The 25,887-nt window shown below is 61.2% G+C and carries 25 protein-coding genes and 2 tRNA genes; 23 read left to right on the top strand and 4 right to left on the bottom strand.

Annotated elements, in window-relative coordinates; translation table 11 throughout:
* The 16 genes from LQ952_RS10490 to gdhA all read left to right on the top strand — a co-directional run.
* On the top strand, positions 1-1,182 hold a 1,182-nt coding region (locus LQ952_RS10490), incomplete at its 5' end, for a TonB-dependent receptor domain-containing protein (protein WP_238622598.1).
* Positions 1,183-1,214: 32 nt separating this feature from the next.
* On the top strand, positions 1,215-2,516 hold the full coding sequence (locus LQ952_RS10485) for a cobyrinic acid a,c-diamide synthase CobB (RefSeq protein WP_238622597.1): 1,302 nt from the start codon (positions 1,215-1,217) through the stop codon (positions 2,514-2,516).
* A complete protein-coding gene (gene cbiB / locus LQ952_RS10480; protein WP_238622596.1) occupies positions 2,510-3,430 on the top strand; it encodes an adenosylcobinamide-phosphate synthase CbiB in 921 nt (306 codons plus the stop codon). Before LQ952_RS10485 ends, cbiB begins: the two co-directional genes overlap by 7 nt.
* Before the next feature lie 5 nt (positions 3,431-3,435).
* Positions 3,436-4,452: a threonine-phosphate decarboxylase CobD gene (gene cobD / locus LQ952_RS10475; protein ID WP_238622601.1), complete on the top strand. Its 1,017-nt coding sequence runs from the start codon at positions 3,436-3,438 to the stop codon at positions 4,450-4,452.
* Between the two features lie 14 nt (positions 4,453-4,466).
* Entirely contained in the window at positions 4,467-5,906 is a 1,440-nt protein-coding gene (locus tag LQ952_RS10470; RefSeq protein ID WP_255722495.1) for a cobyric acid synthase, read from the top strand.
* Between the two features lie 58 nt (positions 5,907-5,964).
* Entirely contained in the window at positions 5,965-6,489 is a 525-nt protein-coding gene (cobU, locus tag LQ952_RS10465) for a bifunctional adenosylcobinamide kinase/adenosylcobinamide-phosphate guanylyltransferase (protein ID WP_238622594.1), read from the top strand.
* Complete coding sequence (cobT, locus tag LQ952_RS10460) at positions 6,486-7,547, top strand: nicotinate-nucleotide--dimethylbenzimidazole phosphoribosyltransferase (protein WP_238622593.1); 1,062 nt, start codon at positions 6,486-6,488, stop codon at positions 7,545-7,547. The genes cobU and cobT overlap by 4 nt, the downstream gene beginning before the upstream one ends.
* Positions 7,548-7,579: 32 nt before the next feature.
* Entirely contained in the window at positions 7,580-8,185 is a 606-nt protein-coding gene (locus LQ952_RS10455; RefSeq protein WP_238622600.1) for a histidine phosphatase family protein, read from the top strand.
* Positions 8,182-8,913: an adenosylcobinamide-GDP ribazoletransferase gene (locus LQ952_RS10450; protein ID WP_238622592.1), complete on the top strand. Its 732-nt coding sequence runs from the start codon at positions 8,182-8,184 to the stop codon at positions 8,911-8,913. Before LQ952_RS10455 ends, LQ952_RS10450 begins: the two co-directional genes overlap by 4 nt.
* A gap of 90 nt (positions 8,914-9,003) precedes the next feature.
* A complete protein-coding gene (gene gltX, locus LQ952_RS10445; RefSeq protein ID WP_238622591.1) occupies positions 9,004-10,410 on the top strand; it encodes a glutamate--tRNA ligase in 1,407 nt (468 codons plus the stop codon).
* 95 nt (positions 10,411-10,505) lie between these two features.
* A tRNA-Ala gene (locus LQ952_RS10440) sits at positions 10,506-10,581 on the top strand.
* A gap of 32 nt (positions 10,582-10,613) precedes the next feature.
* Entirely contained in the window at positions 10,614-10,811 is a 198-nt protein-coding gene (locus tag LQ952_RS10435; protein WP_238622590.1) for a hypothetical protein, read from the top strand.
* Between the two features lie 83 nt (positions 10,812-10,894).
* Positions 10,895-10,970, top strand: a tRNA-Glu gene (locus tag LQ952_RS10430).
* 416 nt (positions 10,971-11,386) lie between these two features.
* On the top strand, positions 11,387-14,323 hold the full coding sequence (locus tag LQ952_RS10425) for a diguanylate cyclase (protein ID WP_238622589.1): 2,937 nt from the start codon (positions 11,387-11,389) through the stop codon (positions 14,321-14,323).
* A 78-nt stretch (positions 14,324-14,401) separates the two neighbouring features.
* Complete coding sequence (rnk, locus tag LQ952_RS10420; protein ID WP_238622588.1) at positions 14,402-14,815, top strand: nucleoside diphosphate kinase regulator; 414 nt, start codon at positions 14,402-14,404, stop codon at positions 14,813-14,815.
* A 123-nt stretch (positions 14,816-14,938) separates the two neighbouring features.
* On the top strand, positions 14,939-16,288 hold the full coding sequence (gdhA, locus tag LQ952_RS10415) for an NADP-specific glutamate dehydrogenase (RefSeq protein ID WP_238622587.1): 1,350 nt from the start codon (positions 14,939-14,941) through the stop codon (positions 16,286-16,288).
* A gap of 82 nt (positions 16,289-16,370) precedes the next feature.
* On the opposite strand, the gene LQ952_RS10410 is transcribed toward gdhA, so the two are convergent.
* On the bottom strand, positions 16,371-18,977 hold the full coding sequence (locus LQ952_RS10410; RefSeq protein WP_238622586.1) for a PEP/pyruvate-binding domain-containing protein: 2,607 nt from the start codon (positions 18,975-18,977) through the stop codon (positions 16,371-16,373).
* Between the two features lie 200 nt (positions 18,978-19,177).
* Here LQ952_RS10410 and LQ952_RS10405 point away from each other — a divergent pair, with 200 nt between their 5' ends.
* The 7 genes from LQ952_RS10405 to pufB (LQ952_RS10375) all read left to right on the top strand — a co-directional run bounded on the left by LQ952_RS10405 (position 19,178) and on the right by pufB (LQ952_RS10375) (position 23,940).
* Complete coding sequence (locus LQ952_RS10405) at positions 19,178-19,621, top strand: zinc-ribbon domain-containing protein (protein WP_238622585.1); 444 nt, start codon at positions 19,178-19,180, stop codon at positions 19,619-19,621.
* Between the two features lie 177 nt (positions 19,622-19,798).
* Entirely contained in the window at positions 19,799-20,665 is an 867-nt protein-coding gene (gene bchL / locus LQ952_RS10400; protein ID WP_238622599.1) for a ferredoxin:protochlorophyllide reductase (ATP-dependent) iron-sulfur ATP-binding protein, read from the top strand.
* Positions 20,666-20,711: 46 nt separating this feature from the next.
* The gene (locus tag LQ952_RS10395; protein ID WP_238622584.1) at positions 20,712-22,154 is read left to right on the top strand and encodes a BCD family MFS transporter; all 1,443 of its coding nucleotides are present in this window, start codon (positions 20,712-20,714) and stop codon (positions 22,152-22,154) included.
* Between the two features lie 251 nt (positions 22,155-22,405).
* Positions 22,406-22,555, top strand: coding sequence for a light-harvesting antenna LH1, beta subunit (pufB, locus tag LQ952_RS10390; protein WP_008931732.1), 150 nt, complete (start codon positions 22,406-22,408; stop codon positions 22,553-22,555).
* 77 nt (positions 22,556-22,632) lie between these two features.
* Complete coding sequence (pufA, locus tag LQ952_RS10385) at positions 22,633-22,839, top strand: light-harvesting antenna LH1, alpha subunit (protein WP_238622583.1); 207 nt, start codon at positions 22,633-22,635, stop codon at positions 22,837-22,839.
* Between the two features lie 744 nt (positions 22,840-23,583).
* Positions 23,584-23,784, top strand: a complete 201-nt coding sequence (pufA, locus tag LQ952_RS10380; RefSeq protein ID WP_238622582.1) for a light-harvesting antenna LH1, alpha subunit — start codon at positions 23,584-23,586, stop codon at positions 23,782-23,784.
* A 15-nt stretch (positions 23,785-23,799) separates the two neighbouring features.
* On the top strand, positions 23,800-23,940 hold the full coding sequence (gene pufB / locus LQ952_RS10375) for a light-harvesting antenna LH1, beta subunit (protein ID WP_238622581.1): 141 nt from the start codon (positions 23,800-23,802) through the stop codon (positions 23,938-23,940).
* A gap of 281 nt (positions 23,941-24,221) precedes the next feature.
* Here pufB (LQ952_RS10375) and LQ952_RS10370 read toward each other — a convergent pair whose 3' ends face one another.
* The 3 genes from LQ952_RS10370 to flgM form a co-directional block, all read right to left on the bottom strand.
* Positions 24,222-25,004: a flagellar brake protein gene (locus tag LQ952_RS10370; RefSeq protein WP_238622580.1), complete on the bottom strand. Its 783-nt coding sequence runs from the start codon at positions 25,002-25,004 to the stop codon at positions 24,222-24,224.
* Between the two features lie 141 nt (positions 25,005-25,145).
* A complete protein-coding gene (locus LQ952_RS10365) occupies positions 25,146-25,631 on the bottom strand; it encodes a flagella synthesis protein FlgN (RefSeq protein WP_238622579.1) in 486 nt (161 codons plus the stop codon).
* A gap of 2 nt (positions 25,632-25,633) precedes the next feature.
* Positions 25,634-25,887: flagellar biosynthesis anti-sigma factor FlgM (gene flgM, locus LQ952_RS10360; RefSeq protein WP_238622578.1), on the bottom strand; the 254-nt coding region annotated here is incomplete at its 5' end.

Below are 25,887 nucleotides of genomic sequence, written 5' to 3'. Positions count from 1 at the left end.
AATACTTCAGCCTCTGTCAGGTTGTCTCATGAGTTGGCTGGAGGGGCGGAGGTTTTCGGAACCTTGCTCCATTCGGAGGGGGAAAGCGAGTTCGATGCCACGCAAAAGGACTGGTATGAATTTACGCATCATGCTTCGAGTATCGGTATCCGCGGGAACTTGACTGAGCAGTGGTTAAGTACCCTGAAGGTTGCCTATAGTATCGATGAATCCGAGAGGTTCGGTGGAATAAGATCCAAGTTTAATACCGAGAGGAATCTGCTGGATTGGCAAAACGATTTAAGCATTGGGGAGCGCCATTTGTTGACTCTGGGGGCAGATTATCAAAATGACAGAGTCAATGTATCGGATGATTATCTAGAACGCAGCAGGGATAATGTTGGAATTTACGGGCAATGGCAAACCAATCTGGATAGGCATGATCTCGCTTTAAGCTTGAGGCGGGATGATAACGAGGCGTTTGGGCGTGAAACAACAGGTCAGATTGCTTGGGGAGTCCGGCTAAATCAGGATTGGGACTTTTATGCTGCCTATGGCACGGCATTTAAAGCAGCCACATTTAATGAGCTGTATACGCCCTTTGTGGATTTCTCACAATTTGGCTTTCCCGGTAGCTATGTGGGTAATCCAGACTTGCGTCCTGAAGTCTCAGAGACGTACGAGCTTGGTATCACCTTCGAGAGTGGGATGCTTTATCTGGATGCTGCGCTCTTCGAGACTCAGGTCGATGATCTTATCGTGAATGCGGGTGGGATTGACCGACGCCCGGAGAATATCAATGATGCCAGAATTCGAGGCGTTGAAGTCAACCTTATGCTGCGTAACAATTTATGGACTGCTGCGGCCGCGGTGACGCACCTGCAGCACGAGGACCGCAATACTGGCAAAAAACTAAATCGTCGGCCAGATAGTAGCTTGCGGTTGGATCTGGATAGACACTGGAATGCTTATTCGATAGGCTCGACGTTCATGGCCGAAGGTTCACGCTATGATGATGTAGACAACCAAGATAGGCTGGGTGGCTTCGCATTGTTGGACCTGAGAGCGTCTTACCGAATTACTCCCGAATGGCGTTTGAGTGGCAAGATCCAGAATGCGCTGGACAAGGACTACGAAACGATACAGGGCTTCAACCAGCCCGGCCGCGCCTTCTTCGTCACGTTAAACTACCAGCAACGGTGACCTCCGCCGCCCCCTGATCCGGCTCTTCGACCATGAACACTCGCCACTGCCCAGCCCTCCTGATCACGGCCCCGTCGTCCGGACAGGGCAAGACCACGGTCACCGCCGCCCTGGCCCGGTACCACCGCAACCAGGGGCGCCGGGTGCGGGTGTTCAAGGGCGGGCCGGATTTCCTCGATCCGATGATTCACCGGCAGGCGTCCGGTCATCCGGTCCACTCCATCGACATGTGGATGACCGGCGAGGCCGACGCCCGCCAGCGTCTTTTTGAGGCGGCGGGGGAGGCGGACCTGATCCTGGTGGAAGGGGTGATGGGTCTGTTTGACGGTCGTCCTTCCACGGCGGATATCGCCCGGACCCTGGGGATTCCCGTGCTGGCCTCCATCAGCGGTGCCGCCATGGCCCAGACCTTCGGGGCCATCGCCCACGGGTTGTCCACCTTCCGGCCCGACGTGCCGTTTGCCGGGGTCTTTGCCAATCGGGTGAGCGGCGAGGGCCACTATCGGATGCTGCTGGAAGACCTGCCGCCGGGGCTGGTGGCCCTGGGCTATCTGCCCAAGGCGCCGGACGCGGCCCTGCCCAGCCGGCATCTAGGGCTGGTCCAGGCCGAGGAAATCCAGGATCTGGATCAGCGCCTGGAGGCTGCCGCCGGCCGTCTGGTGTGGACGGCGGGCGGATTGCCGCCCCCGCTGTCCTTCGCGCCGGTGGACCGGAACCCGCCTCCCAGGCTGCTGGCGGGACGGCGCATCGCGGTGGCCCGAGATGCGGCTTTTGCCTTTATCTATCCGGCCAATCTGGAGGTGCTTGCCCAGCTGGGCGCAGAGCTGTGCTTTTTCTCGCCGGTGGCGGGGGAAAGGTTGCCCGAGGCCGACGGGGTCTATCTGCCCGGGGGCTATCCGGAACTGCATCTGTCCGCGCTGGCGGCCAATGAGCGGTTGAAACAGGATCTGCTTTCCCATGCCAGCGCCGGGCGGCCGATCCTGGCCGAGTGCGGGGGCATGTTGTATCTGCTGGAGCGATTGTCGGATGTGGCGGGGCAGGGGGCGGACATGGCCGGTCTGCTGCCGGGGGAGGCGCGGATGCAGGGCCGGCTGGCCGGGCTTGGGCCTCAGGAAGTGGTGTTGCCGGAAGGCACGTTGCGGGGACATACCTTCCACCATTCCGCCATGACGGCGGGGATCGAGCCCCTGACCCACGCCCGCAGTCCCAACGGGCGCGCCACGGCGGAGCCGGTGTATCGCCTCGGTCCCATCACGGCCAGCTATGTCCATCTGTATTTTCCCTCCAACCCGGTGGCGATCGGTCACCTGCTGGGCGGACACCGGCCATGTTGACCCTGACAGTGCTGCTGTCCGCGCTGCTGCTGGACCGGCTCCTGGGCGAGCCCTCCCGCTGGCACCCCCTGGTGGGTTTCGGTGCCCTGGTGGATGTCGCCGAGCGCCGTTTTCATCGGGATGACCGGCGCCGGGGCGTCTGGCTGGTGGCGGTGCTGGTGACCCCGTTCGTGCTGCTGGCCCTGCTGGTGTCCCTGCCGCCCTGGGGCTGGGTGGCCGAACTGGTCCTGCTCTATCTGGCCATCGGCTGGCGCAGCCTCGGCGAACACGGACGGGGGATCGCGGATGCCCTGACCCAGGGGCGTCTGGAACAGGCCCGCGAGCGGGTCGCCTTTCTGGTCAGCCGGGATACCCGAACCCTGGACGCGCAGGACATCAGCAAGGCCACACTGGAATCCGTACTGGAAAACGGCAACGACGCCCTCTTTGCCCCGGTGTTCTGGTTTTTGGTGGCCGGGGCACCCGGGGTGGTGGCCTACCGGCTGGTGAACACCCTGGATGCCATGTGGGGGTATCGCAATGACCGCTATGGCCGCTTTGGCTGGGCGGCGGCCCGGCTGGACGATGTGATGAACTGGGTCCCGGCACGCCTGACCGCCCTGGCCTACGCCCTGGCGGGGCGCACCCGGGCCGGCCTTGACTGCTGGCGACGGCAGGGACGGGTCTGGAAAAGCCCCAATGCCGGTCCGGTGATGGCCACCGGTGCCGGGGCGCTGGGTATACGGTTGGGCGGGGCGGCGGTCTACCACGGCCGGCTGGAACCGCGTCCGGAACTGGGTGCGGGGCAGGCGGCCCGGCCCGAGGACATTCGGCGGGCACTGGATCTCATCCGGCGGGGGATGTGGATCTGGCTGGCGTGCCTCATGTTACTGATACTGACCGGCCATCTTCTCCCCATCACGGGCTTTTCGTAATGAATATGACCACTCCGGTGACACTGCCCCACGGCGGCCGCCTGCGTCAGGCGGCGCGGGAAGAGGGTATCCCGCTGAGCCGCTGGCTGGATCTGTCTACCGGCATCAATCCGGCGAGCTGGCCGGTGCCTGATCCGATTCCGGCGTCGGTCTGGTCTCGTCTACCGGAGGACGAAGATGGGCTGGAGCAGGCCGCCGCCGCCTATTACGGCACGGATGCCCTGTTGCCGGTGGCCGGCTCCCAGGCGGCAATCCAGGCCCTGCCGGGGCTGCTGCCGCCGGGGCGACGGGTAGGGATGCTGCATCCCAGCTATGCCGAGCATGCCCATGCCTGGCGTCTGACGGGACACCAGGTGATCCCGCTGGCCGTGGACGAGATCGAATCTCGTCTGGACGGCCTGGATGTGCTGCTGCTGGTCCATCCCAACAATCCTACCGGCGATACCTTTGAGCCGTCCCGGTTGCAGTCCTGGCTGGCCTCCCTGGCGGTCCGGGGCGGCTGGCTGGTGGTGGACGAAGCCTTCATGGACGCCGCCCCGGACCTGAGTCTGGCCCCGCTCTGCCCCCGGCCCGGCCTGGTGGTCCTGCGTTCCCTGGGCAAGTTCTTCGGTCTGGCCGGGGCACGGGTGGGGTTCGTCCTGGCGGAAGCGCCGCTGCTGGCCCGCCTGTCCGCTCGCCTGGGCCCTTGGTGTCTGAGCGGTCCCTCGCGCTGGGTGGCTACCCGGGCGTTGGAAGACCGGGACTGGCAGCGTCGGACCCGGACCTTGCTGTTCGTCTCCGAACTGCGTCTGCAGGCCTGTCTGAGCAAGCACGGGCTGGTGCCTGACGGCGGGACCGGACTGTTCCAGTGGGTGCGTACCCCCCACGCCCGGCAGATCCATCAAGGGTTGCGCCGGGAAGCCATCCTCACACGGTTGTTTACCGATCCCATGAGCCTGCGCTTTGGCCTGCCGGCCGATGAGGCCCAATGGCAGCGCCTGGAGGATGCACTGGCCCGACTGCGGGGAGACAATGACACGTGATCCGGGGCACCCTGATGATCCAGGGCACCACCTCGGATGCCGGTAAGAGCACTCTGGTGACGGCCTTGGGCCGCTCTCTGGCCCGGCGCGGTATCTCCGTGGCACCCTTCAAGCCCCAGAACATGGCCCTGAACAGTGCGGTGACGCCGGAGGGGGGTGAGATCGGCCGTGCCCAGGCCGTGCAGGCGGCCGCCTGCGGTCTGGCGCCGCATACGGACATGAATCCGGTATTGCTCAAGCCCTGTTCGGACCAGGGGGCCCAGGTCATCCTCAACGGCAAGGCCCTGTCCCTGATCGATGCCGGGGCCTATCAGTCCCTCAAGGGGACATTGATGGCATCGGTGCTGGCAGCTCATGAGCGTCTGGCCCGACAGTATCCGGTGGTGCTGGTGGAGGGGGCCGGTTCGCCCGCCGAGATCAATCTGCGGGCCGGGGATATCGCCAACATGGGGTTTGCCGAAGCGGTGGACTGCCCGGTGATCCTGGTGGCGGATATCGACCGAGGCGGGGTATTCGCCCACTTGGTGGGGACCCTGGCGCTATTGTCCGACAGCGAGCGGTCGCGGGTCATGGGTTTTGTGATCAATCGTTTCCGGGGCGATCTGTCTCTGCTGGTGCCGGGGCTGGAATGGCTGGAAAGAGAAACCGGCAAGCCGGTGCTGGGGGTGTTGCCCTATCTGCAGGGACTGTATCTGGAGGCGGAGGATGCCCTGCCCGATCCGCCTTCCCATGCCGACGTGGAAGGCCCGTTGCGGGTGGTGGTGCCGGTCCTGCCGCGGATCAGCAATCACACGGATCTGGACCCGTTGCGACTGCATCCCCGGGTCAACCTGCAATGGGTGCGGCCGGGCCAGCCCTGGCCCGGTGCCGACCTGGTCATCCTGCCTGGTTCCAAGGCGGTGCGCGCGGATCTGGCCTGGTTGCGGGAGCAGGGCTGGGAGGCGGGTATCCGGCGCCATCTGCGCTATGGGGGCAAACTGATCGGGATCTGTGGCGGTTTCCAGATGCTGGGGCGGGCGATTCATGACCCGTCGGGTCTGGAAGGTCCGGCCGGCAGCAGTGTCGGGCTGGATCTGTTGGACCTGGAAACGACCCTGGCCTCGAAGAAACAGCTTCGCCGGGTACGGGGTACCGTGTTCGATGGCGCGGCGGTGGCCGGGTATGAAATCCACGCCGGCGTGACTACCGGCACCTGTCTGGACCGTCCCGCACTGCGCCTGATGTCGGGGCCGGAGGGGGCGTTGTCCGCAGATGGTCGGATCCTGGGCACTTATGTGCATGGTCTGTTTGATCTGGGCAGCGCCGCGGCCGGGCTGCTGCAATGGGCCGGTCTGGATACCCCCGTGGGACAGGACCTGGCGTTGGCTCGGGAGGCGGGTTTCGAGGCCCTGGCAGATGCGGTGGAAACCCACCTGGACATGGGGCGGATCGAGGCACTGCTCGGACTGCGATGATGATAATCCCCTCTCCCCAGGGGGAGGATGAAAGGTACGAATGGCAGAGGTTTGACCCATGAAAGAACTGATCCTGGGCGGTGTCCGGTCCGGCAAGAGCGCCCTGGCCGAGCGTTTGGCTTTGGCAAGCAGTCTGCCGGTGACCTATGTGGCCACCGCCCGTCCCGGTGAAGACGAGGAAATGCAGCAGCGTATCCGACACCATCGGGAGCGACGTCCGCCGGACTGGGCACTGGTGGAGGCCGGGCCCGACTTGGCGGCGATTCTGGCCCGCCACGCCCGTCCCGGGCATTGCCTGCTGGTGGACTGTCTTACCCTTTGGCTGACTCATCTCTTATGGGATGAGGACGAACAGACCTGTGCCCGGGAACAGGAGGACTTTCTGGCGGTCCTGCCTCGTCTTCCCGGCCGCGTCATCATGGTCAGCAATGAAACCAGCATGGGCATCGTGCCTCTGGGAGAACTGACCCGTCGTTTCTGCGATGATGCCGGGCGCCTGCATCAGGCAGTCGCCGCCCGTGCGGATCGCGTCATTCTCACCGTGGCCGGCTTGCCACATCTATTGAAAGGAGAATCCCTTTGAACCACGAAACCCCCTGGTTGCAGGTCCCCGCCGCGGAGATCAACGAAACCGCTCGCCGCGAGGCTGAACACCGACAGACCCAGCTCACCAAGCCCCTGGGTTCCCTGGGGCGCCTGGAAACCCTGGCTACCCGGCTGGCGGGCATGCAGAGTACCGACAAGCCGCGGGTGGACCAGGTCCATGTGGGGATTTTTGCCGGTGATCATGGTGTGGCAGCGGAAGGCATCTCCCGTTTTCCTCAGTCCGTCACCGCCGAAATGGTCAGGAACTTTGCCCGCGGTGGGGCCGGGATTAGCGTCCTGGCACGCTCCATCGGTGCGAAACTGGAAGTAATCAACCTGGGCACGGTGGTGGAACTGGAGCCCATGTCCGATGTGCTGGACGTGCGTCTTGGGCCGGGTACCGCCAATTTCGTCGAGGGGCCTGCCATGGATGCCCACCAACTGGCGAAGGCGATGAATGCCGGTCGCCACAGCGCCGAACGGGCGCGCCTGGCCGGTGCTCAGCTCTACCTGGCCGGGGAAATGGGCATCGGCAACACCACGGCGGCCGCAGCCGTGGCCTGTGGCCTGCTGGGCCGTGACCCGGATGTGTTGGCGGGGCCTGGGACCGGGCTCAACCAGGACGGTGTCCGGCACAAGATCGAGGTGTTGCGTCGTGCCCTGAATCTGCACGGCGGGGAGAATCTGTCGGATCCGGTGGAATGCCTGCGCCGGGTCGGGGGCTTCGAGATCGCCGCCATGAGCGGTGCTTACCTGGCCTGCGCGCAGATGGGCATGCCCATCCTGGTGGATGGGTTCATCAGCTCCGCCGCGGCCCTTGCCACGGTACGCATCTGCCCCGGGGCCAGGGACTGGATGCTGTTTGCCCATACCTCCGCCGAGCCAGGCCACCGCCTGATCCTGGAGGCGCTGGCTGCGGATCCGATCCTGGATCTGGGCATGCGCCTGGGCGAGGCCAGTGGTGCGGCCACCGCGGTGCCTCTGCTGCGTCTGGCCTGTGATATCCACTGCCACATGGCCACCTTCGCCGAGGCGCAAGTGACGGAGGCGCACTGAAGGTGTCATTGCCATCCGTGCATATCGATCTCATGCGCCACGGCCAGACCACGGGGGGCTTTGCCTTCCGTGGCAGTCTGGATGATGACCTTACTCCAGAGGGGCGCGCCCACATGCAGGCGGGGTTTGACCGCCATGGTCCCTGGGACCATATCATCGCCTCGCCCCTGCGGCGCTGTGCGATCCCGGCCCGGGATTGGGCCGAGGGCGGTTCTGTCCCCCTAAGCCTGGACCCGGAGTTGCGGGAGATGCATTTCGGCGCCTGGGAAGGGCGCACGGCGGCGGAACTGATGGAGACGGACCCGGATGCCCTGGGCCGTTTCTGGGCGGATCCGCTCAACCATATCCCCCCGGGGGCCGAACCGTTGGTCGATTTCCGGGATCGGGTGCTGGCGGCCTGGCACCGGGTGTGTACAAATCCGATGGGAGAGCGGGTGTTGCTGGTGACCCATGGTGGGGTGATCCGTCTGATCCTGCTTCATGTGCAGCAGCGCCCCCTGTCGGATCTGCTGCGCCTGGAGGTGCCCCACGCCTGTCTCTATCGCATCACGCCAGCCGGCGGGGCGGGGCGGTTCAGCCGGGTCAGTGCCCTGGGTAACAACCACGGATCATCAACGGCCCAAGAGGCGAGGGCATGAAACCTTTCCTGGTAGCGCTGCGTTTTCTGACCCGCTTTCCCGTAAGCTGGAACTCGCCCACCGACGAAGAAGTGGGGCGTTCCATGCTGCACTATCCCACGGTGGGCCTGCTCATGGGGTTGGCCCTAGCCGCGCTGGCCTGGGTGCTGGGGGAGGGCGTTCTGGCGGCGGCGCTGATCGTCACGGCCTGGGTCCTGCTGACCGGGCTTTTGCACATGGACGGTCTGGCGGATACCGCGGATGCCTGGATCGGTGGCCTGGGGGACCGGGAACGGACCCTGGAGATCATGAAGGACCCCCGTTGCGGCCCCGCCGGCGTCACGGCCCTGGTCCTGTTGGTGCTGGTGAAATTCGCCGCCGTGTTCGAGTTGTTGGCACTGCCGGGTGGCTGGATGGCCCTGATCCTGGCGCCCCTGCTGGGACGCGCCGCGATTTTGCCCCTGTTCCTGATGACCGAGTATGTCCGTTCCGCCGGCATGGCCACCCTGTTGGCCCGGCATCTGCCGCGACGGGGGGCATGGCTGGTCACGGCGTTGGTGGCGCTGGCCGTCGTCATCCTGGGTGGCATGGCCGGACTCTGGGCCCTGGCGGGCGCGGCCCTGGTCTTCCTGCTCGGGCGGGTCTGGATGGTACACCGTCTTGGCGGCACCACCGGTGATACGGCCGGCGGTCTGATCGAGCTGGTCGAAGTCGGGGTGCTGCTTGCCGTGGTGTTGGCCTTGCACTGATCCATGCCCCGGCAGCCGTCGGCGGGTGAACCCCTGCAAGTCCTCTGCTACTCTATGCCGCTTCCAATCCACGTAAGCCTGAGTGACTCCATGAAAGTTCGCACCCGATTCGCTCCCAGTCCGACCGGTTACCTCCATATCGGCGGTGCCCGCACGGCGCTGTTCTCCTGGCTGTATGCCCGCAAGCACGGCGGCGACTTCGTCCTGCGCATCGAGGATACGGATCTGGCGCGCTCCAACGCCGAATCGGTGAATGCGATTCTGGAGGGGATGAACTGGCTGGGCCTGGAATATGACGAAGGCCCGTTCTACCAGACCCAGCGTTTTGACCGCTACAAGGAAGTGATCCAGCAGCTGCTGGATACCGGCCATGCCTATTACTGCTACTGCACCAAGGAAGAACTGGATGTGATGCGCGATCAGCAGATGGCCATCAAGGCCAAGCCGCGGTATGACGGTCGCTGTCGCCTGCGCACCGAACCCCGGGAGGGTGTCAGTCCGGTCATCCGCTTCCGCAACCCCACCGAGGGCATCACCGTGGTGGACGACATGGTGCGTGGTCGCGTCACCTTCCAGAACACCGAGCTGGACGATCTGATCATCGCCCGTTCCGACGGCACCCCCACCTACAACCTCACCGTGGTGGTGGACGACTGGGACATGCAGATTACCCACGTGATCCGCGGTGACGATCACCTGAACAACACCCCGCGGCAGATCAACATCCTCAAGGCCCTGGGCGTGGAACCGCCCCGCTATGCCCATCTGCCCATGATTCTCGGCCCTGACGGCACCAAGCTGTCCAAGCGCCATGGTGCGGTGAGCGTGATGCAGTACCGGGATGACGGCTATCTGCCCCAGGCGCTGCTCAACTACCTGGTGCGACTGGGGTGGTCCCATGGTGATCAGGAAATTTTCAGTCTGGACGAGCTGATCGAGCTGTTCGACATTGCCGACGTGAATCACTCTGCCTCGGCCATCAATCCGGAAAAACTCCTCTGGCTGAATCAGCACTACATCAAGACCCAGACCCCCGACTACGTGGCCCGGCAGCTGTCCTGGCACATGGGGCAGCGTGACGTGGACCCTTCAACGCCGCCGCCCCTGCGTGACGTGGTGGAAGTCCTGCGTGATCGCGCCAAGACTCTGGTGGAGATGGCCGATCAGAGCGTGTACTTCTTCAAAGACTTCGATGTATACGATGAAAAAGCAGCGCACAAGAACCTGACCCCCGATGCCCTGCCGGTACTTCAGGCCCTGCACGCCGCGCTGGGCGCCCTGGGAGAGTGGACCCCCGAACAGGTCCACGAATCCGTAACTGGTGTTTCAGAAAGGCTACAGGTAAAATTGGGCAAGGTTGCCCAGCCGCTTCGCGTGGCTGTCACCGGCGGGTCCGTATCGCCGTCCATTGATCAGACCTTAACGCTGATCGGGCGTGAGCGGACCCTGTCGAGGATTCAGCAAGCTGCGGAATGGATAGCGTCGAAAAAAGTTTAAAAAAACTGTTGACGGCATCCTGAAGGATCCGTATAGTACGCAGCTTCTGAAGGGCATGACCGAAACGGCAGCATCGAAACGGTCATAAAGCTTTCGGGGCCATAGCTCAGCTGGGAGAGCGCTTGCATGGCATGCAAGAGGTCGGCGGTTCGATCCCGCCTGGCTCCACCAAGTCTCCGCCGCCGGCGGGGTAGTGATACGGCATGCATCGAATAGGTAGATACTCGGTGGTTGTCGGTGCGCTGCTAACGCTGGTGGGCATGATCGTCGGTTTCGGTTCGATGTTTAGCGGGGCCGACGAGCTTGCAAAGTACTTTCTGTCTCTGGTGCCCTTGGGCGTATTGACGGTTTTCACCGGGTTGGTCACGGTGGTGCTGACTGAGCAGAAACAGGAAGGGTAGCAGTAAAGAGTTTAGATGTAAGGCAGTCAGTGTGAAATAAAAGTTTCTTATTTTCATCTGTTCTGCTATAATTTTTTTTCCTAGTCCCCATCGTCTAGAGGCCTAGGACACCGCCCTTTCACGGCGGCGACCGGGGTTCGAATCCCCGTGGGGACGCCAAATTCTGGCACTATCCTGATGCTTTAAAGCGCCGGGATGTTGTAAAAGGTAAAAAGCAAAAAGGCCCCTTTAAGGGGCCTTTTTCGCGTCTGCGTCTCGTAAAATCTTTCCGGCCTCGGGATTCTTTCATGGCCGAACTGTGATCAGCCCGGTTTCTGCTACATTATTGTGGGATAGGCAATACGTTTTCCCGCACGGTCGCGAAGCTTGAGGAACATGGCATGTCCCCGCCCACAGATAGGCTTACGCCCCGGAAGGCAGGAGAATCAGCCGTATCTGCGGTCGCGGGCGAGGGGGGGTGGCTCGAATCCTCCATTGCCGAACTGCAGGTGGATGGCCGTGGGGGTATTCTCCGGGGTAACGCGTCAGCCCTGACCCTGTTATGGGGAGAGAATGGGTCTGCTTGCCGGATGCCCTTGCCCCAACTGAAGGATTTCCAGTTGTCTCCTCCCGAAGGGGGCGCCCCGCTGGAAGCGCTCATGGAGCGGGCTGAACGCGATGGCAGTGTGCTTGGGGAGGATCTGCTGTTCAGGAGCCGGCAGGGCCGTTTGTTCCACGCGGATGTGCATGTAGCCCGTGATCCCCGCAAAACCACTGAGGCGTCGGCAGGCTTCACCGTCACTCTGGCGGAACGCCCTGAGGCCCGGGTGCCCGAGTTGGTCGGTAGTCCGTTACTGGATTGCTTTTACAGCCTTCACTTTCTTGCCCTCGCCACGCTGTCCCCGGATGAATGCCAATGGACCGGTGTGAATGATCGGCTGCTTGAAATACTGGGATATTCTCGGGAGCAGCTATTGGGGATGACCTGGCAAGCGGTCTCCCCGAACAAGGATCATGATAATGATCAGCAGCATTTTTCCCTTTTGGCGACAGGGGATTGCGAGCGATTTTCCTGTGACAAGGCGTTCATTCGTGCCGATGGCGAGGTCGTCCGGGCATCCGTGAGCGTGCGTGCCGTGCGTCGTGATGATGGCAGGCCTTGGGCCTATTTCGTCGTTCTCCGGGATATCGGTCAGGATGGCGCTGATCTGTACGCGCAGAAGCGGCTGCAGCATCTGCAGGACATGACGATTCGGGTGAATCAGGCCATTGTTCGTAGTCATGACTGCAAGACACTCGTTAACACCTTCTGCAGCATCCTGGTGCAGCAGGGCATGTTCAGTGCCGCCTGGATAGGGGTTTGGGAGGGCGGGGATAACAGGAAATTACGTCTGTTTGCCCTCTGCGGTGATGACGTGGGGGATATCGAGCCTCACAAATGTTCGGCTGAATGGCTGCGCAAGGGTGAGGACAGTGGACGGGACAATGTGCCGTACATGGTGGTTAATGAGCTTTCACCGGAGGAAGGGGAGGCTCATGGCGCGGCAGAGGCATTTGCGGCGGGGATGCGCTCACTGGCCGGGTTTGCCATTACTTCCGGAGACACGGTCACCGGGACGTTGAATCTTTTCAGTACGGAGAGCCATGCCTTCACCGCCAAGACGGTTTTCTTACTGCGGGAGATGGTTCACGACCTCTCCGTAGCGATGGAGCGTTTGCAGGCCATGGCGGTACTCAAGGCTGCCAACAGGGTGGTGGAGTCCAGCGCGGTGATACTCTGCCGCTGGCTGGCGGAGCCCGGGTGGCCGGTGGACTACATCTCTGCCAATGTGTCGCGCTGGGGTTATTCAGCGGCCGAGATGATGTCGGGTGAGAAACTGTTCATCCAACTGGTCCACCCTGATGATCGTGAGCGCCTGATCGCCGAGATGGGGCGACATATACGCCGCAAACACAAACAGTTTCGCCAACAGTATCGAATTGTCACCGGCACCGGCAAGACCCTCTGGATCGAGGATCACAGCAGTATCGAATATGATCCTCGCGGCAATATGGTGCGCTTCGAGGGCGCGCTGACGGATATTACGGACCGCAAACGACACGAGCAGCGCGAGGCGGGCAGGAACCGGGTGCTCTCCCTGCTGGCAGGCGGCGCCGAGCTATCGGTGATACTGGATTCCCTGGCGAGGAGCGTGGAACTTGAGGATCCCGAGGTCCTGTGCGACATCACCCTGGTGGATGAAGGGCGGCACAGGCTGGTGCCGGGCGCGGCACCAAGCCTTGACGCGGATTTCCAGCAGGCGGTTTCAGAACAATCCGGGAAGGATATTTTGGGGCCGGGGGCTCTCTTGATAAACAAGCGGCAGGTCATCATATCGGCCGACATCCAGTCCGACCCCCGTTGGGCCGATTACAGGGACCTGGCCTTGGCGCGGGGGTTGGCTTCCTGCTGGTCGGTCCCTGTCCTGTCATCGCAAGGGGATGTGCTGGGCAGCTTCAATCTGTTTCACCGCCGAATCCATACCCCCTCTGAAAGTGAAATCCGCTCAATGCGCGAATTTGCAAACCTTGCCGCTATTGCCATTGAGCGTACCCAAAATCTGCAAACTTTGGAGGAGAGTGCGGAGCGCTGGCATTTTGCTCTGGAGGCGGCCGGCGATGCTGTTTTTGACTGGAACGTGCAGGCCGATACCCTGATTCAGTCCCGTCGCTGTGGTGAGATGCTGGGGTATGCAGACCATGAATTTGCCTGTTCCCGGGCAAAGGACTGGTTCCGGCGTGTGCATCCGGATGATCTGCACCATGCGCGGGAACTTCTGGATCGACATCTGGAAGGCAACTCACCTCATTACGAGACCGAGCACCGTGTGCGCGGCAAGGACGGTGGCTGGCGGTGGATTCTGGCCCGTGGCCTGGTGGTGCGACGTGATTCGAAGGGTAGCCCTCTGCGCATGGTCGGGACCATTTCCGATATTACGGATCGCAAGCGAATGGAGCAGGAACTCAGGGAGATGGCGACCACTGATCATCTCACCGGGCTTTCCAATCGGCGTCATTTTCTCGATCGTATGCAGGATGAAATCCTGCGTATGGACCGTAATCCTGATCACCAGGCCGCGGTGATGATGCTGGACCTGGATCATTTCAAGCATGTGAACGATACCCATGGCCATTCTACCGGCGATACGGTTCTCCGGCATTTCGCGTCACTGGTTCGATATTGTCTGCGTAAAAGTGACTTTGCGGGTCGTATGGGGGGAGAAGAGTTTGCCGTGCTGCTGCCGGATACCGATCTCCAGGACGCCATCGCTCTGGCGGAGCGACTCAGGAAACGCATTGCCCGGATCCCTGTTCGCACTGAGGATCTGGAAATTTCCATCACGGTGAGTATCGGCATTACCTGCCTGTCATCGCGGGATATCCTGCCGGATCATGCCCTGCAACGGGCGGATGAGGCCCTGTATCGGGCCAAGACCAGCGGCCGTAATCGGATTGACGTAGCGAAGGTTGCCCCCGCTTCAGGCACTCCCTGAGGCGAGGGGGCGAAAAATACGAGATTTCGGGCTAGAATGCCCCGTCCTCTAATCTAGGGATGTTCAGAGTTCATCAGCGTGAATAGCAAACCCAATATCGTCCTGTCTTCACAGGATTTCGACAGGCTGGACAGCCTGCTGGCGTCGATTTCAGAAAACGCCTTCCCCGGTAAGGCCGCCTTGCAGGCCGAGCTGGACCGTGCCGAGGTGGTCGATCCGGGACAGATCCCGCCGACGGTGGTGACCATGAACTCCACCGTGCGCTTTGTCATGGACGGTACCGGCGAGACCTTCTGCATGACGTTGGTCTACCCCAAGGACAGCACCGGGCAGCCGGACAGGGTGTCCATCCTTGCCCCCGTGGGCAGTGCATTGCTGGGTTTGTCCGTGGGAGACCAGATCGAGTGGCCCAGGCCCGGTGGCGGGGTCATCAAGGTCCGTATCGATGAAATCCTTTATCAGCCTGAAAGTGCAGGGGATTTTCATCGCTGAAGCGCTGATTTTCTAGTCCCGTGCCCCGGTCGCTCCTGGCGACCGGGAGCGGTCCTTTTCAAACACCAATTGCACACCGTGCTCTGTCCCCTGGTCGGGTTCGCTGTGCTGGAGAAATGAAATATGGCGGCAGGTCTCGACGAAAAGCTGGAACCCATTTATCAGGAAGTCTTGCGTAGAAACCCGGGGGAAACGGAGTTCCATCAGGCAGTTCGCGAAGTGCTGGAATCCCTGGGGCCGGTCCTGGTCAAGTATCCGGAATTTGCCGATCGCAAGATCATCCAGCTGATCTGTGAGCCGGAGCGGCAGATCATCTTCCGGGTGCCGTGGCAGGATGACAAGGGTGTCACCCAGATCAACCGCGGTTTCCGCGTTCAGTTCAACAGCGCCCTGGGTCCCTACAAGGGTGGCATTCGTTTCCACCCTTCCGTCTACCTGGGCATCATCAAGTTCCTGGGCTTTGAGCAGATCTTCAAGAACGCCCTCACCGGTATGCCCATCGGCGGCGGCAAGGGCGGCAGCGACTTCGATCCCAAGGGTCGTTCCGACGGTGAGATCATGCGCTTCTGCCAGAGCATGATGACCGAACTGTACCGTCATTTGGGCGAATACACCGATGTACCGGCTGGTGACATCGGTGTGGGGCAGCGCGAGATCGGGTATCTGTTCGGTCAGTACAAGCGCATCACCAACCGCTATGAGTCCGGCGTGTTCACCGGCAAGGGCCTGAACTGGGGCGGTAGTCGCGCCCGCAAGGAAGCCACCGGCTACGGCACCGTCTTCTTTACCGAAGAGATGCTCAAGGTGCGTTCCGATTCCTTTGACGGCAAGACGTGCGTGGTCTCCGGTTCCGGCAACGTGGCCATCTACGCCATGGAGAAGGCCATGTCTCTGGGGGCCAAGGTCATCGCCTGTTCCGACTCCAACGGCGTGATCGTGGACAAGGACGGCATCGATCTGGATCTGGTCAAGCAGATCAAGGAAGTGGAGCGTCGCCGCATCAGTGCCTACGCGGAAGAGAAGAAGAGTGCCAAGTACCTGGAAGACGGCAATATCTGGACTGTGCCCTGTCAGGTGGCACTGCCCTGCGCCACCCAGAACGAGCTCAACGGCACCGATGCCAAGACCCTGATCAAGAACGGTGTCATCGCCGTGGCGGAAGGTGCCAACATGCCTTCCACGCCAGAGGCCATCCGCTTCTTCACCGAAGCCGGCATTGCCTTCGGTCCCGGCAAGGCCGCCAATGCAGGGGGTGTGGCCACCAGCGCCCTGGAAATGCAGCAGAACGCCAGCCGTGACTCCTGGACCTTCGAGCATACCGAAGAGCGTCTGCGTGAAATCATGGTGGATATCCACCGTAACTGCCATCAGACGTCCGAAGAATTCGGCGCGCCCGGCAATTACGTGGTGGGTGCCAACATCGCCGGCTTCGTGAAGGTGGCCGGTGCCATGGTGGCCATGGGCGTGATCTGATTTCCCGACCCTGTCCGTTGTTGCACAAGACCGACCCGCGCCATGAACAGCGCGGGTCGGTTTTTTTTTACTTTCAAGAAGCTCAGGGGATGCCGTTGCGTCTGAGGACACAGCAAAGAACCTGCTGGCTGACCACATCCGCCATCAGTCTGAGATCCAGCCCCCGCACATCATGAATCGTGACGGCTGCCAGCACCGAATCGTCCAATCCTTCCACCAGATTGGGAGCGATGGTTTCCTGTGAAAGGCTATCGAGCCACTCCGGTCTATAGTCTGTATCCTTTTCCCGGGGCATCAGCGCCACATAGGCAATCCGTGATTCCACCAGATCCTGAAAGAAGTGGGAGCCATAGGAAAGATCCGGTATCACTCCTCCACCCAGTTCGGCGACTTCCACCAGCACCGCCATGCGACTGATGTCGGCAAAACGGATCGGCACACCCAGTTCCGGGGTGCTGGTGCCCCAGCGGCCGGGGCCGATCAGCAGGGTAGGCTGATCATCCCGGTCCGACATGCGCCGGTTGATCTGTCCCACCAGGCGGGCCACGGTATATTTCCGGCGGGTGTCCAGGGCACTGTAGCGCCCTCCGTCCACGCGGATGATGCGCGCTATGGGCTGATCCAGGCTGCCGCCCATGAAATGCCCCTGGTTGCGGAACAGGATCGAAGCGTCATCGGGGGCAGAGGGGAGCCGGATTTGCCGGTTCCCTCCCTGGGTCTGCAGGGGGCGGCACTGAACCAGATTGAACGACGGGGTGCCGTCCTCGCCCAGGTGGACGGTGAACTCCACGTCCACCGGATGGGCGTATATGGACTCCAGTGTCTGCAACAGCCCCTGCATCATGGGTACGAAAGGCGTCCTGTGCAGGAGTGGCGCAAAGGTCAGTCGCCACACCGGCGGCCCACCCAGGACCCTGGAACGCTCGCTGGCCTCCCGATCCGGCTCTGCGCACCACTGCAGTACATGATCCATGTCCGCGTTGACCAGATCCCGCAGGGGGTGGCTGACCAGTTCGTTGTCCAGTACATCCAGGGTGTCCACCTTGTGCTGGAAAAAACGGCCGTCGTCCGCATGGGCAAAGGGGCGTTTGAGAGGGTGATCCAGGGCGATGATGCAGGCGTGATCGCCATCGTTGCGGTCCACAGCCCGCGTGCCCAGTCCCATGACCAGGCGTACCATGCCCGCGGCCGGGTCCATGTCCCGATCCCAGACGAAGATATTGCGGGAGACCCCCACGCCGGCGGCATCCGGCAGGTAGTGGCGGCCATGATAGCGGCCATTCACCCGCTGCAGCAGCAGGGCCATGGGTTCTTCCAGGTCCGCCAGTCCCCGCTGGCTGCGGTAGACGAGGGCATCCTCGCTCATGGCGCTGGCAAAGACCTGGCAGATGGCCTGTTCCAGTTGCTCCAGCCGTTCCTCAGGAGTCCCCTGATTGACACAGAAGACGCTTTCGTACTTGCCTGCAAAGGCGTTGCCGAAGCCGTCTTCCAGTAGACTGCTGGAGCGCACGAGGATGGGATACTGGCCAAAGTAGTCCAGCATCCTGGCCAACTCCTCGCGGATCTCATCGGGCAGGCGGCCATGAAGCATCCGCTCGTGCAGGGCCTGCCCCTCGCTGTAATAACCGTCCGGCGTGCGCTGGCGCATGATTCTGGGCCACCAGCCGTTGTGTACCAGAAAGGAGTAGTAGACGTCGGTCCCCAGAAAGAAGGAGTCATGGGGTTCCAGGTGCCGTTCCCAGGTCTTGGGATCTTCCCGACGCAGGATCTGCCGGGCCAGGAGCATCCCCGCCGCCTTGCCGCCGATATGGCCGCTACCGATCATGCGGGCACGGATGGACATGAGGTCCTCCAGACTGAAATAACGGCGGGACATCGCCAGGATGCGTTCATCCCGGCCCAGCATGACCCGGCACAGGCGTTCCACCTGGGCGGTCCGGCCCGCCTCGTCATCGGGGCGACGCAGCTGTTCTGCCGCCTCCAGGAACAGGGCGTTCCAGTAATCCAACTGGCGTTGCGGCCCCTGGCTGTGGTCCTGTTCCAGGGCAGTCTGTACCCGGGTGGCGTCACTGCTGTCGATCACCGGGGGAAACTGATCGCCCTTCTGGCGATGGGGCAGGAACATGGTGGGTGAATGGCGTTTCCAGACCTTGACCGGCTGGATGTGGCATTCCTCAGGGGTGCGCCGCACGTCGATCAGGACCTGGGTGGTCTGCCGGATGCGGGCCACGGTGTGATGGGAGTGGCGATGTCGCAGAAGGCCGAAGTAGGCCACCGTGTCCAGTTCATATAGATAGGGGCAGACCACCTGGAAAAAATTGCCCACCATCAGGTCCGTGGCCCAGGCCGAGAGCAGGTCGGACAGGCAGTCGAAGACATAAAAGGCGCCGCGTCCATGGTCGGTGATCAACTGGTAGACATGACAGGTAAAGGCCTCAAAGCCGCATAGGGCATCCAGATGGACGATGTGGACATCCGGCCCCGGTTCCACGAGGGGGGCATGGCGGCCAAAGCGCAGGTAGATGATGGCGCGTTGCCGTTCCCGGGCTGCAGCCAGAAAGGGGCCGATGAAGCGCCGGTAGTCATCCATGTGGTCCACGCGCCAGACCACGTTGTCGCCGATACGAAGACTGTCGATAACGGCATCAAGGCCGTTCAGTCCGGTGGATACCCTGTTGTCCTGATTCATGGTTCCTGCTCCCCTCCTGCTGATTGCCCTGCCAATGACCTGTGTCACACCGGTAAAGCCACTTGCGGCCCTGTACCTATTCACCCGTTGCAGATCGCCTAGTATTATGGCTGGCTACGCCATCTGGCTCGGGTCTGAACGCGCAGCCGGTTTGCCCGGCGGCCTGAGTACATGGCAATCAATTCTACAGGGGATCAGAAATGGCATTGATAGACTGTCCTGAATGCGGACGTCAGGTCTCGGACAAGGCACCTACCTGTCCGGGCTGCGGTGCACCCATCGCCGCCCTGGAGTCCACCGAGTCCCAGGCCTGGCAGCAGACCGCCTCCGAAGAGCCGGCAGAGGCTCAGACCCGGACCCCGGTGGAGCAGCAGGAGCCGGAAGTGGACGAGGAATGGCTGCGTGGTGAGCAGGAATACCTGGCTTTTACCGATCGGGTTCAGCGCCATCGCATCATGTCGGTGGTACTGTTCTTCGCTGGTCTGAGCCTGGGCATGGGCATGAAGAGCTTCATGGGGACCGGCGGTGATGAAGGTCGCGCCCTGGTATTCTATATCGCTGATATCATGGTCTATGCAGGGATTATCTGGCTGTTCTACAACGAGGCCAGAAACCTCTGGTACCACCGCAAGCTGGGCGGTTGAACAAAACCCGTCCCGGGGCAGGTTTTTGCCGTAGTGGTCCCGGCCCGGGATGGCCGGCAGGCCCTTTTTTCCCGTTTTCCACGTCGCGTTACTTCGGCGGAATTTATTAGATGATCGCGTCGAAGGCATTTCCGAGGAGGCTAATGCGTGAATTCCACTTGCAATAACGACTGCCCCATGCCGCCTGATGGCGAGGGCAGTGTCCAGGTTGCCATGGACCCTAATCTGGACATCGGTTCGGCGCGCGTGTTTGCCATCTACGGCAAGGGCGGCATCGGCAAGAGCACAACGTCTTCCAACCTGTCGGCCGCCTTTTCCCGGCTTGGCAAACGGGTGTTGCAGATTGGGTGTGACCCCAAGCACGACTCCACCTTCACGCTCACCAAGCGCATGGTGCCTACAGTCATCGATGTGCTGGAGTCAGTGAACTTCCATGAGGAAGAGCTGCGCCCTGAGGACTTCGTCTTTGAAGGCTACAACGGTGTCCTGTGCGTGGAGGCGGGCGGTCCGCCGGCGGGTACCGGCTGCGGTGGATACGTGGTGGGTCAGACAGTGAAGCTACTCAAACAGCATCATCTGCTGGAAGACACTGACGTGGTGGTGTTCGATGTGCTGGGCGACGTGGTCTGTGGCGGGTTTGCCGCGCCACTGCAGCATGCCCATCAGGCTCTCGTCGTGACGGCCAATGACTTTGACTCCATTTTTGCCCTGAACCGCATCGCCGCCGCCATTGAGGCCAAGGCCAAGAACTATCAGGTACGCATCGGCGGTGTCATTGCCAACCGCAGTGTGAACACCGATGAGATCGACCGCTTCAACGAGGCCGTGGGCCTCCAGCGTCTGGCCCATTTCCCCCTGCTGGATGTGATCCGCCGCAGTCGCCTGAAGAAATCCACCGTGTTCGAGATGCCGCCTGAGGATGAGCTCAAGATCGCCCAGGACGAATACATGCGCCTGGCGCAATCCCTGCTGGACGGAGTGGAATCCCAGCGGGCCAAGCCGATGAAAGATCGCGAAATCTTCGATTTCCTGGGATTTGACTGATGAGTGCTAACGTATCCGTTCATTCCGGCCGCGGGGAGTCCTGGCGATGAGCAAGGGTGTATCCGGTGCTTTCATGGGACTGCTCGGCCGGTTCGGTACCAAGATCCTGCCGTTTGCCGATGCGGCCACCAAGGATTTGCCGCTGCCGCGATTGTTGCGCCTGGCGCTGTTTCAGGTGGCCGTGGCCATGTCCATGGTCCTGCTTACCGGGACCCTGAACCGGGTCATGGTGGTGGAGCAGGGGGTCTCGGCCTGGATCGTGGCCCTGATGGTGTCGCTGCCCCTGCTGTTTGCCCCCTTGCGGGCACTGATGGGGCATCGATCGGACAATCACCGGTCCGCCTTCGGCTGGCGGCGGGTACCCTACCTATGGATGGGGACGCTGCTGCAGTTCAGTGGTCTGGCCATCATGCCCTTTGCTCTGTTGGTGCTGTCGGACGGTAGCGGGCCGGCCTTTCTCGGCCCGCTGGCGGCTGCCATTGCCTTCCTGCTGGTGGGGGCGGGCATGCACATGACCCAGACCGCGGGCCTGGCCCTGGCCACGGATCTGGCCGCTCCCGAACAGCGTCCTCGTGTCGTGGCCCTGCTGTACGTGGTGCTGTTGCTGGGCATGGTGCTTGCGTCCTCCATCTTTGGTTTCGTGCTGACCGACTACACGCCAGGACGACTGATCGAGGTGCTGCAGGGGGTGGCCGTACTGACCATCCTGCTGAACCTGGCGGCCCTGTGGAAGCAGGAGGCGATCAATCAGCAGCGTGCCAAGGCCCGGCACGAACCAAGTGTCCCCTTCATGGAAGCCTGGCGATCCTTCAGCGGCATCGGCCATATTCGTCGCTTGCTGGTGGTGATCGCCCTGGGAACCGCCGGATTCAATATGCAGGACATCCTGCTGGAACCCTATGGTGGTGAAATTCTGGGCATGTCGGTGGCAGCCACCACCACACTGACCGCCACCTGGGCCACGGGTATGTTGATTGCCTTTGCCCTGGCGGCAAGACTGCTGACCCGTGGCGCCAACTGCTACCGGATTGCCGCCACGGGGGCTGGTGTCGGGGTCCTGGCCTTCATCGTGGTCGTGATCGCGGTGCCGATGGATTCCACCATCGTCTTTCGTTGCGGCGCTTTCCTGATCGGTTTTGGTGGCGGCCTGTTTGCGGTGTCCACCCTGTTGGCAATGATGGGTTTTGCCCAAAATGAGCAGAGCGGCATGGCTGTGGGTGCCTGGGGCGCGGTGCAGGCGACCGCCGCCGGGGGTGCCATCTTCCTGGGCGGTGCCATTCGCGACATTGTGGGCTGGATAACCGGCAGTGGCTGGCTGGGAGAGGCCTTGACCGCGCCGGCCACCGGATATCTGGCGGTGTACTACCTGGAGATTGTCCTGCTGCTGGCTGTACTGGTGGTGATGATCCCATTGCTGCGTGCCAGGGAAGAACCACCTGCTGCCGGCCCGCAGGGCAAGTTCGGCATGACTGACTTCCCGACCGTCTGAAAGCCCTTCTTCCCCGGTGTTTGGCCGGGGAAGAAGGAGGGCGGGATGAAAAACTTGACCCCGGTCAACAGCAGTGCCGCATTCGCCTCGAAAGTATGTTCTCCCCCGTTGACACGGAAACGTGTCAGCGTAGACTTACAGCCAGACTCAAGGCAGGGGATTGAAGCCCGAATTCAGGGCAACGAAGCGAATACCGCTGCTGGAGTCGATGAATTCGAGTAGTCACAGCAAACCCTATGGAGGGTCTTTGAATGTCCGACGAATACGTGCAGAGCATTTCCGGTCTTACCGAAGAGCAGGCCAAGGAATTCCACGAGCAGTTCAAGACCACCTTCACCGTGTTCATGGCGCTTGCCGCTGCTGCTCACTTCCTCGTCTACGTGTGGAGACCGTTCTACTAAGAACGGCACCACTGCACGGTCATCCCGTGCGACTTTGACTGAGCTTCAGTTCGAAAATAATTGACAGGGTGATTCCAATGAGCGAATACAGAGCAAAGCGGCCGAGCAATCCTTCCGACGACTGGAAGCTGTGGCTGGTGGTCAACCCCGGCACTTGGCTGATGCCGATCCTGATGGCTGTTCTGGTGGTGGCCCTGGCTGTGCACGCTTTCGTGTATGCCAACGACAGCTACAACCCGCTGCGCGGCGATGTGACCGCTGTGCAGGCTGAGGAAGCTGCCTGAGTCGCTGATTCCTTAATCAGCGCTTCAGTGTAATTATAAAAACGGCCGGCGAGTTATCGCCGGCCGTTTTTTTTGTCGCCAAATTTTGTATGGATGCGCATGGTTGCTTGAGCTTTCAGGCGAAGGAATGGTGAGTTTTCCCCGGCTTTAATGCGTGCGCCGTGCAAGCCCCGGTTCTGCGCTGTCAATGTTCTCCCCTGGCCATGCTTCTGATGGAGTCTGAGAGAGGCTTCCAGAAGCTTGCAGAACCATCCCCGGGGGCTTTGCATGTCGTGCTGAAAACTGCGTGGCAGAGGTGCGTTGATGTCGTCGAACAGCCCTTCTTCGAGAAACTGATCTGCGTCAGTAAAAGACCCGCCCCGTGTTATCGGCAGCCCTCTGGAAGTTAGATTTACGATTATGTAACTTCATGTTTTTAAATGGTAATAATGAGTTTTTTCGGGCTTGTGGACGGGGTTTTCGGGGTTGGTAGGTTGCCTTGACATTTAGGCCTGTCAACGTAGACTTACAACCATGCTGCAACGGTATCCGACGCCTTTGATTATCCTTCGGCTGGGGTTGCAGAATATAAAACCCGATCAGGGAGCTTTCGGTCCAAGTGCTTTATAAAGTAAAGAACAGGGCATGAAGACCGAATGATTTAAGAGCACTTTGAGACAACCTTAACCGTTTTATGTTGGCGGTGGTTGCAAACATCCTGGCCATCCGTGATGGTCAAGGTTATAAACCAAGAGGGCAATATCAATGAGTGAATACAGACCGAGCAAGCCGAGCAACCCCAGAGACGATTGGAAGCTGTGGCTGGTGGTTAACCCCGGCACCTGGCTGATGCCCATTCTGATGGCTGTTCTCGTCGTGGCTCTGGCCGTGCACGCCTTTGTGTATGCCAACGACAACTACAACCCGCTGACCTTCGACGCCAGCGCCGTTGAAGCTTCTGAGTAACGGAGAGAATAGACCATGAATGACAATAGCATCTCGGGCCTGAGCGAAGAACAAGCCAAGGAATTCCACGAGCAGTTCAAGACCACCTTCACCGTGTTCATGGTGATCGCTGCTGCTGCGCACTTCCTGGTGTTCCTGTGGAGACCCTTCTACTAAGAAGGTCTTGGCAGTCGCTGTATTAGCAGTGCAGGTAGAGGTAGCTTGAAAGACTCTGGAAGTGTGCGCATCGTGACTTTGCAGAGGCCGACGCCACACGAGTTTTCAGGCTCCTCTACCTTCCTTTTTTAAGGCGTTCTAAATTGAATTGATCCCAGGGCAGGTTGCGGGTTGATTCGGTCTCCAGCCCCTTGGCCGCCCTTTTCTTGAGCCACTATCCTTCAGCTTTATCCTTCCCCGGATTCGGCCTCCGAGTCCATGAGGCTCCCGTTATTCGGCTGCTATTGCCCGGGAGGATAGAGCCCTTTGTGGCCGGCTCCATTCTGGTGAACCCTCTCGCGCTCCATGAGCAGCAAGGCCCTCAGCAGCGTCTGTTCATCCGTCTGTGAAAGGTCATAAAAACGCCCGCCGATCAGTCTTTCACCGGTTTCCCTATCGTCGGACGCAAAGCGTATCTGAATGCCGCATTCAATAGGCTCGTTGCCGGAGAGGACGAGTTTGCTGAGTGTCAGCAGGTCTCTGGCATGGATAGGGGTTTTGATCGGGAAAGCGGCGCGAAGTCCCCCCAGCGATATGTCCGCGAGGTTGCCGTTGAAGTGACGCCCGTCCCTGTCTACCAGGGTCACAGGCGTACCGAGGGCATCATCCACCGGGGCACGGAAATGCGCGCGTTTCTGCTCGCTGTCCAGTTCGGCCGGCATGGAGACGACGTAGAAGGCTTCGCCATCGTGCTCTCCGGAGTGAAGGACTTCCGCACGGAAGTGCAGGCAGGATGCGTTGAGTACCGCGTACACATGGACCTGCTGCCCGGCCGCCATGCGTAAATTACCCTGATAAGGACTCAACTCGCTCAGGAACAGCCATCCGCGGGATGGGTCCATGCGATTCAGGGTGCTGTGGAAGAATTCCTGATCCTGGCCGAAACGGATGCTGATGGAGGCGCGGCGGGCCTCCAGATCTCTGAGCAGGGCATTGATGCGTTCCTGCCTCAAGATACGGTCACCCGGGTGTCCCGGCGGAGGGGTACGCACGGTCGTCTGCGTCTGATTGGTGGGCTGGTTCATGGCCGGGTTCTCCGCGCTCTTTGACCTCCAGACGGATGACTTTCTCTGGAGCCTATACTGAGGCTAGCACAGTCTGAGAAAGAAACAGTCTTTAGTGCGGGTGCATGCAGGATTTATCGGCGTCGGCCGGGGGGGGAGGGGTCAGGCTTTGGTGATGGTGCGGGAATTTGCCCCGGAAGAGGTGGTCCGCCCGCGAGGGCCGTACAGTTCAGTACGGGCGTCTTCGCCTCGCAGGATGTGTAGCGCTTGCTCTACGTGCCGGCGCTTGGTTTCCACCACGCCGCCATTGGTGAGATTGAGCTGACGGCATCTCGCTATGATGTCCACCAAGCGATCCCAGACCGGGCTCAGAATGCGTTCAGTATCCCAGTCACGTAGACAGCATGCCATGCCCTGGGCGTTGTTCTCATAGCCTTCCCGTTTGAGCAGGGCGCCCTGCTCCCGGGTGAGCTGCTCCAGCCGCTCAACCTGCCGCTGCTTTTCGGCGATGGCCAGATTGAGGGTATCGAGGTCCCTTGCGCTCAGGGCCTGCCCTTCCAGTTGCAGGGCATGCTCCAGCGACGAGGCCTCCCGCACCGAGTGGGTCAGAATCTGTTCCAGTTGCTCCGGAAACGAGCGCATGTTCATGGCTAAAACAGGTCTTCGGTCTTGAGGATATTATTGGCCACGGATTCGGCGTTGACCTCATAGCGTCCTTCCTGGATGGCCAGGCGGATGGCGGCTACCTTTTCCTGGTCGACGGCGGGCTGTGCCTTGGCATCCTGTTCCAGCGTACTCAGGCGGCGGGCAGTCTCCGTCAGAGTAACCTTATCGCCCGCCGGGCCGGAAAGCCCCGCAGCACCACCGCCTGACCGCGAGCCTCTGGCAATGTCGGAGGCACCAC

Origin of the sequence: Ectothiorhodospira lacustris, from assembly GCF_022227785.1 — a bacterium.
In the GTDB taxonomy this organism is placed as follows: domain Bacteria; phylum Pseudomonadota; class Gammaproteobacteria; order Ectothiorhodospirales; family Ectothiorhodospiraceae; genus Ectothiorhodospira; species Ectothiorhodospira lacustris.
This window is presented reverse-complemented; position numbering and strand designations above follow the sequence as displayed.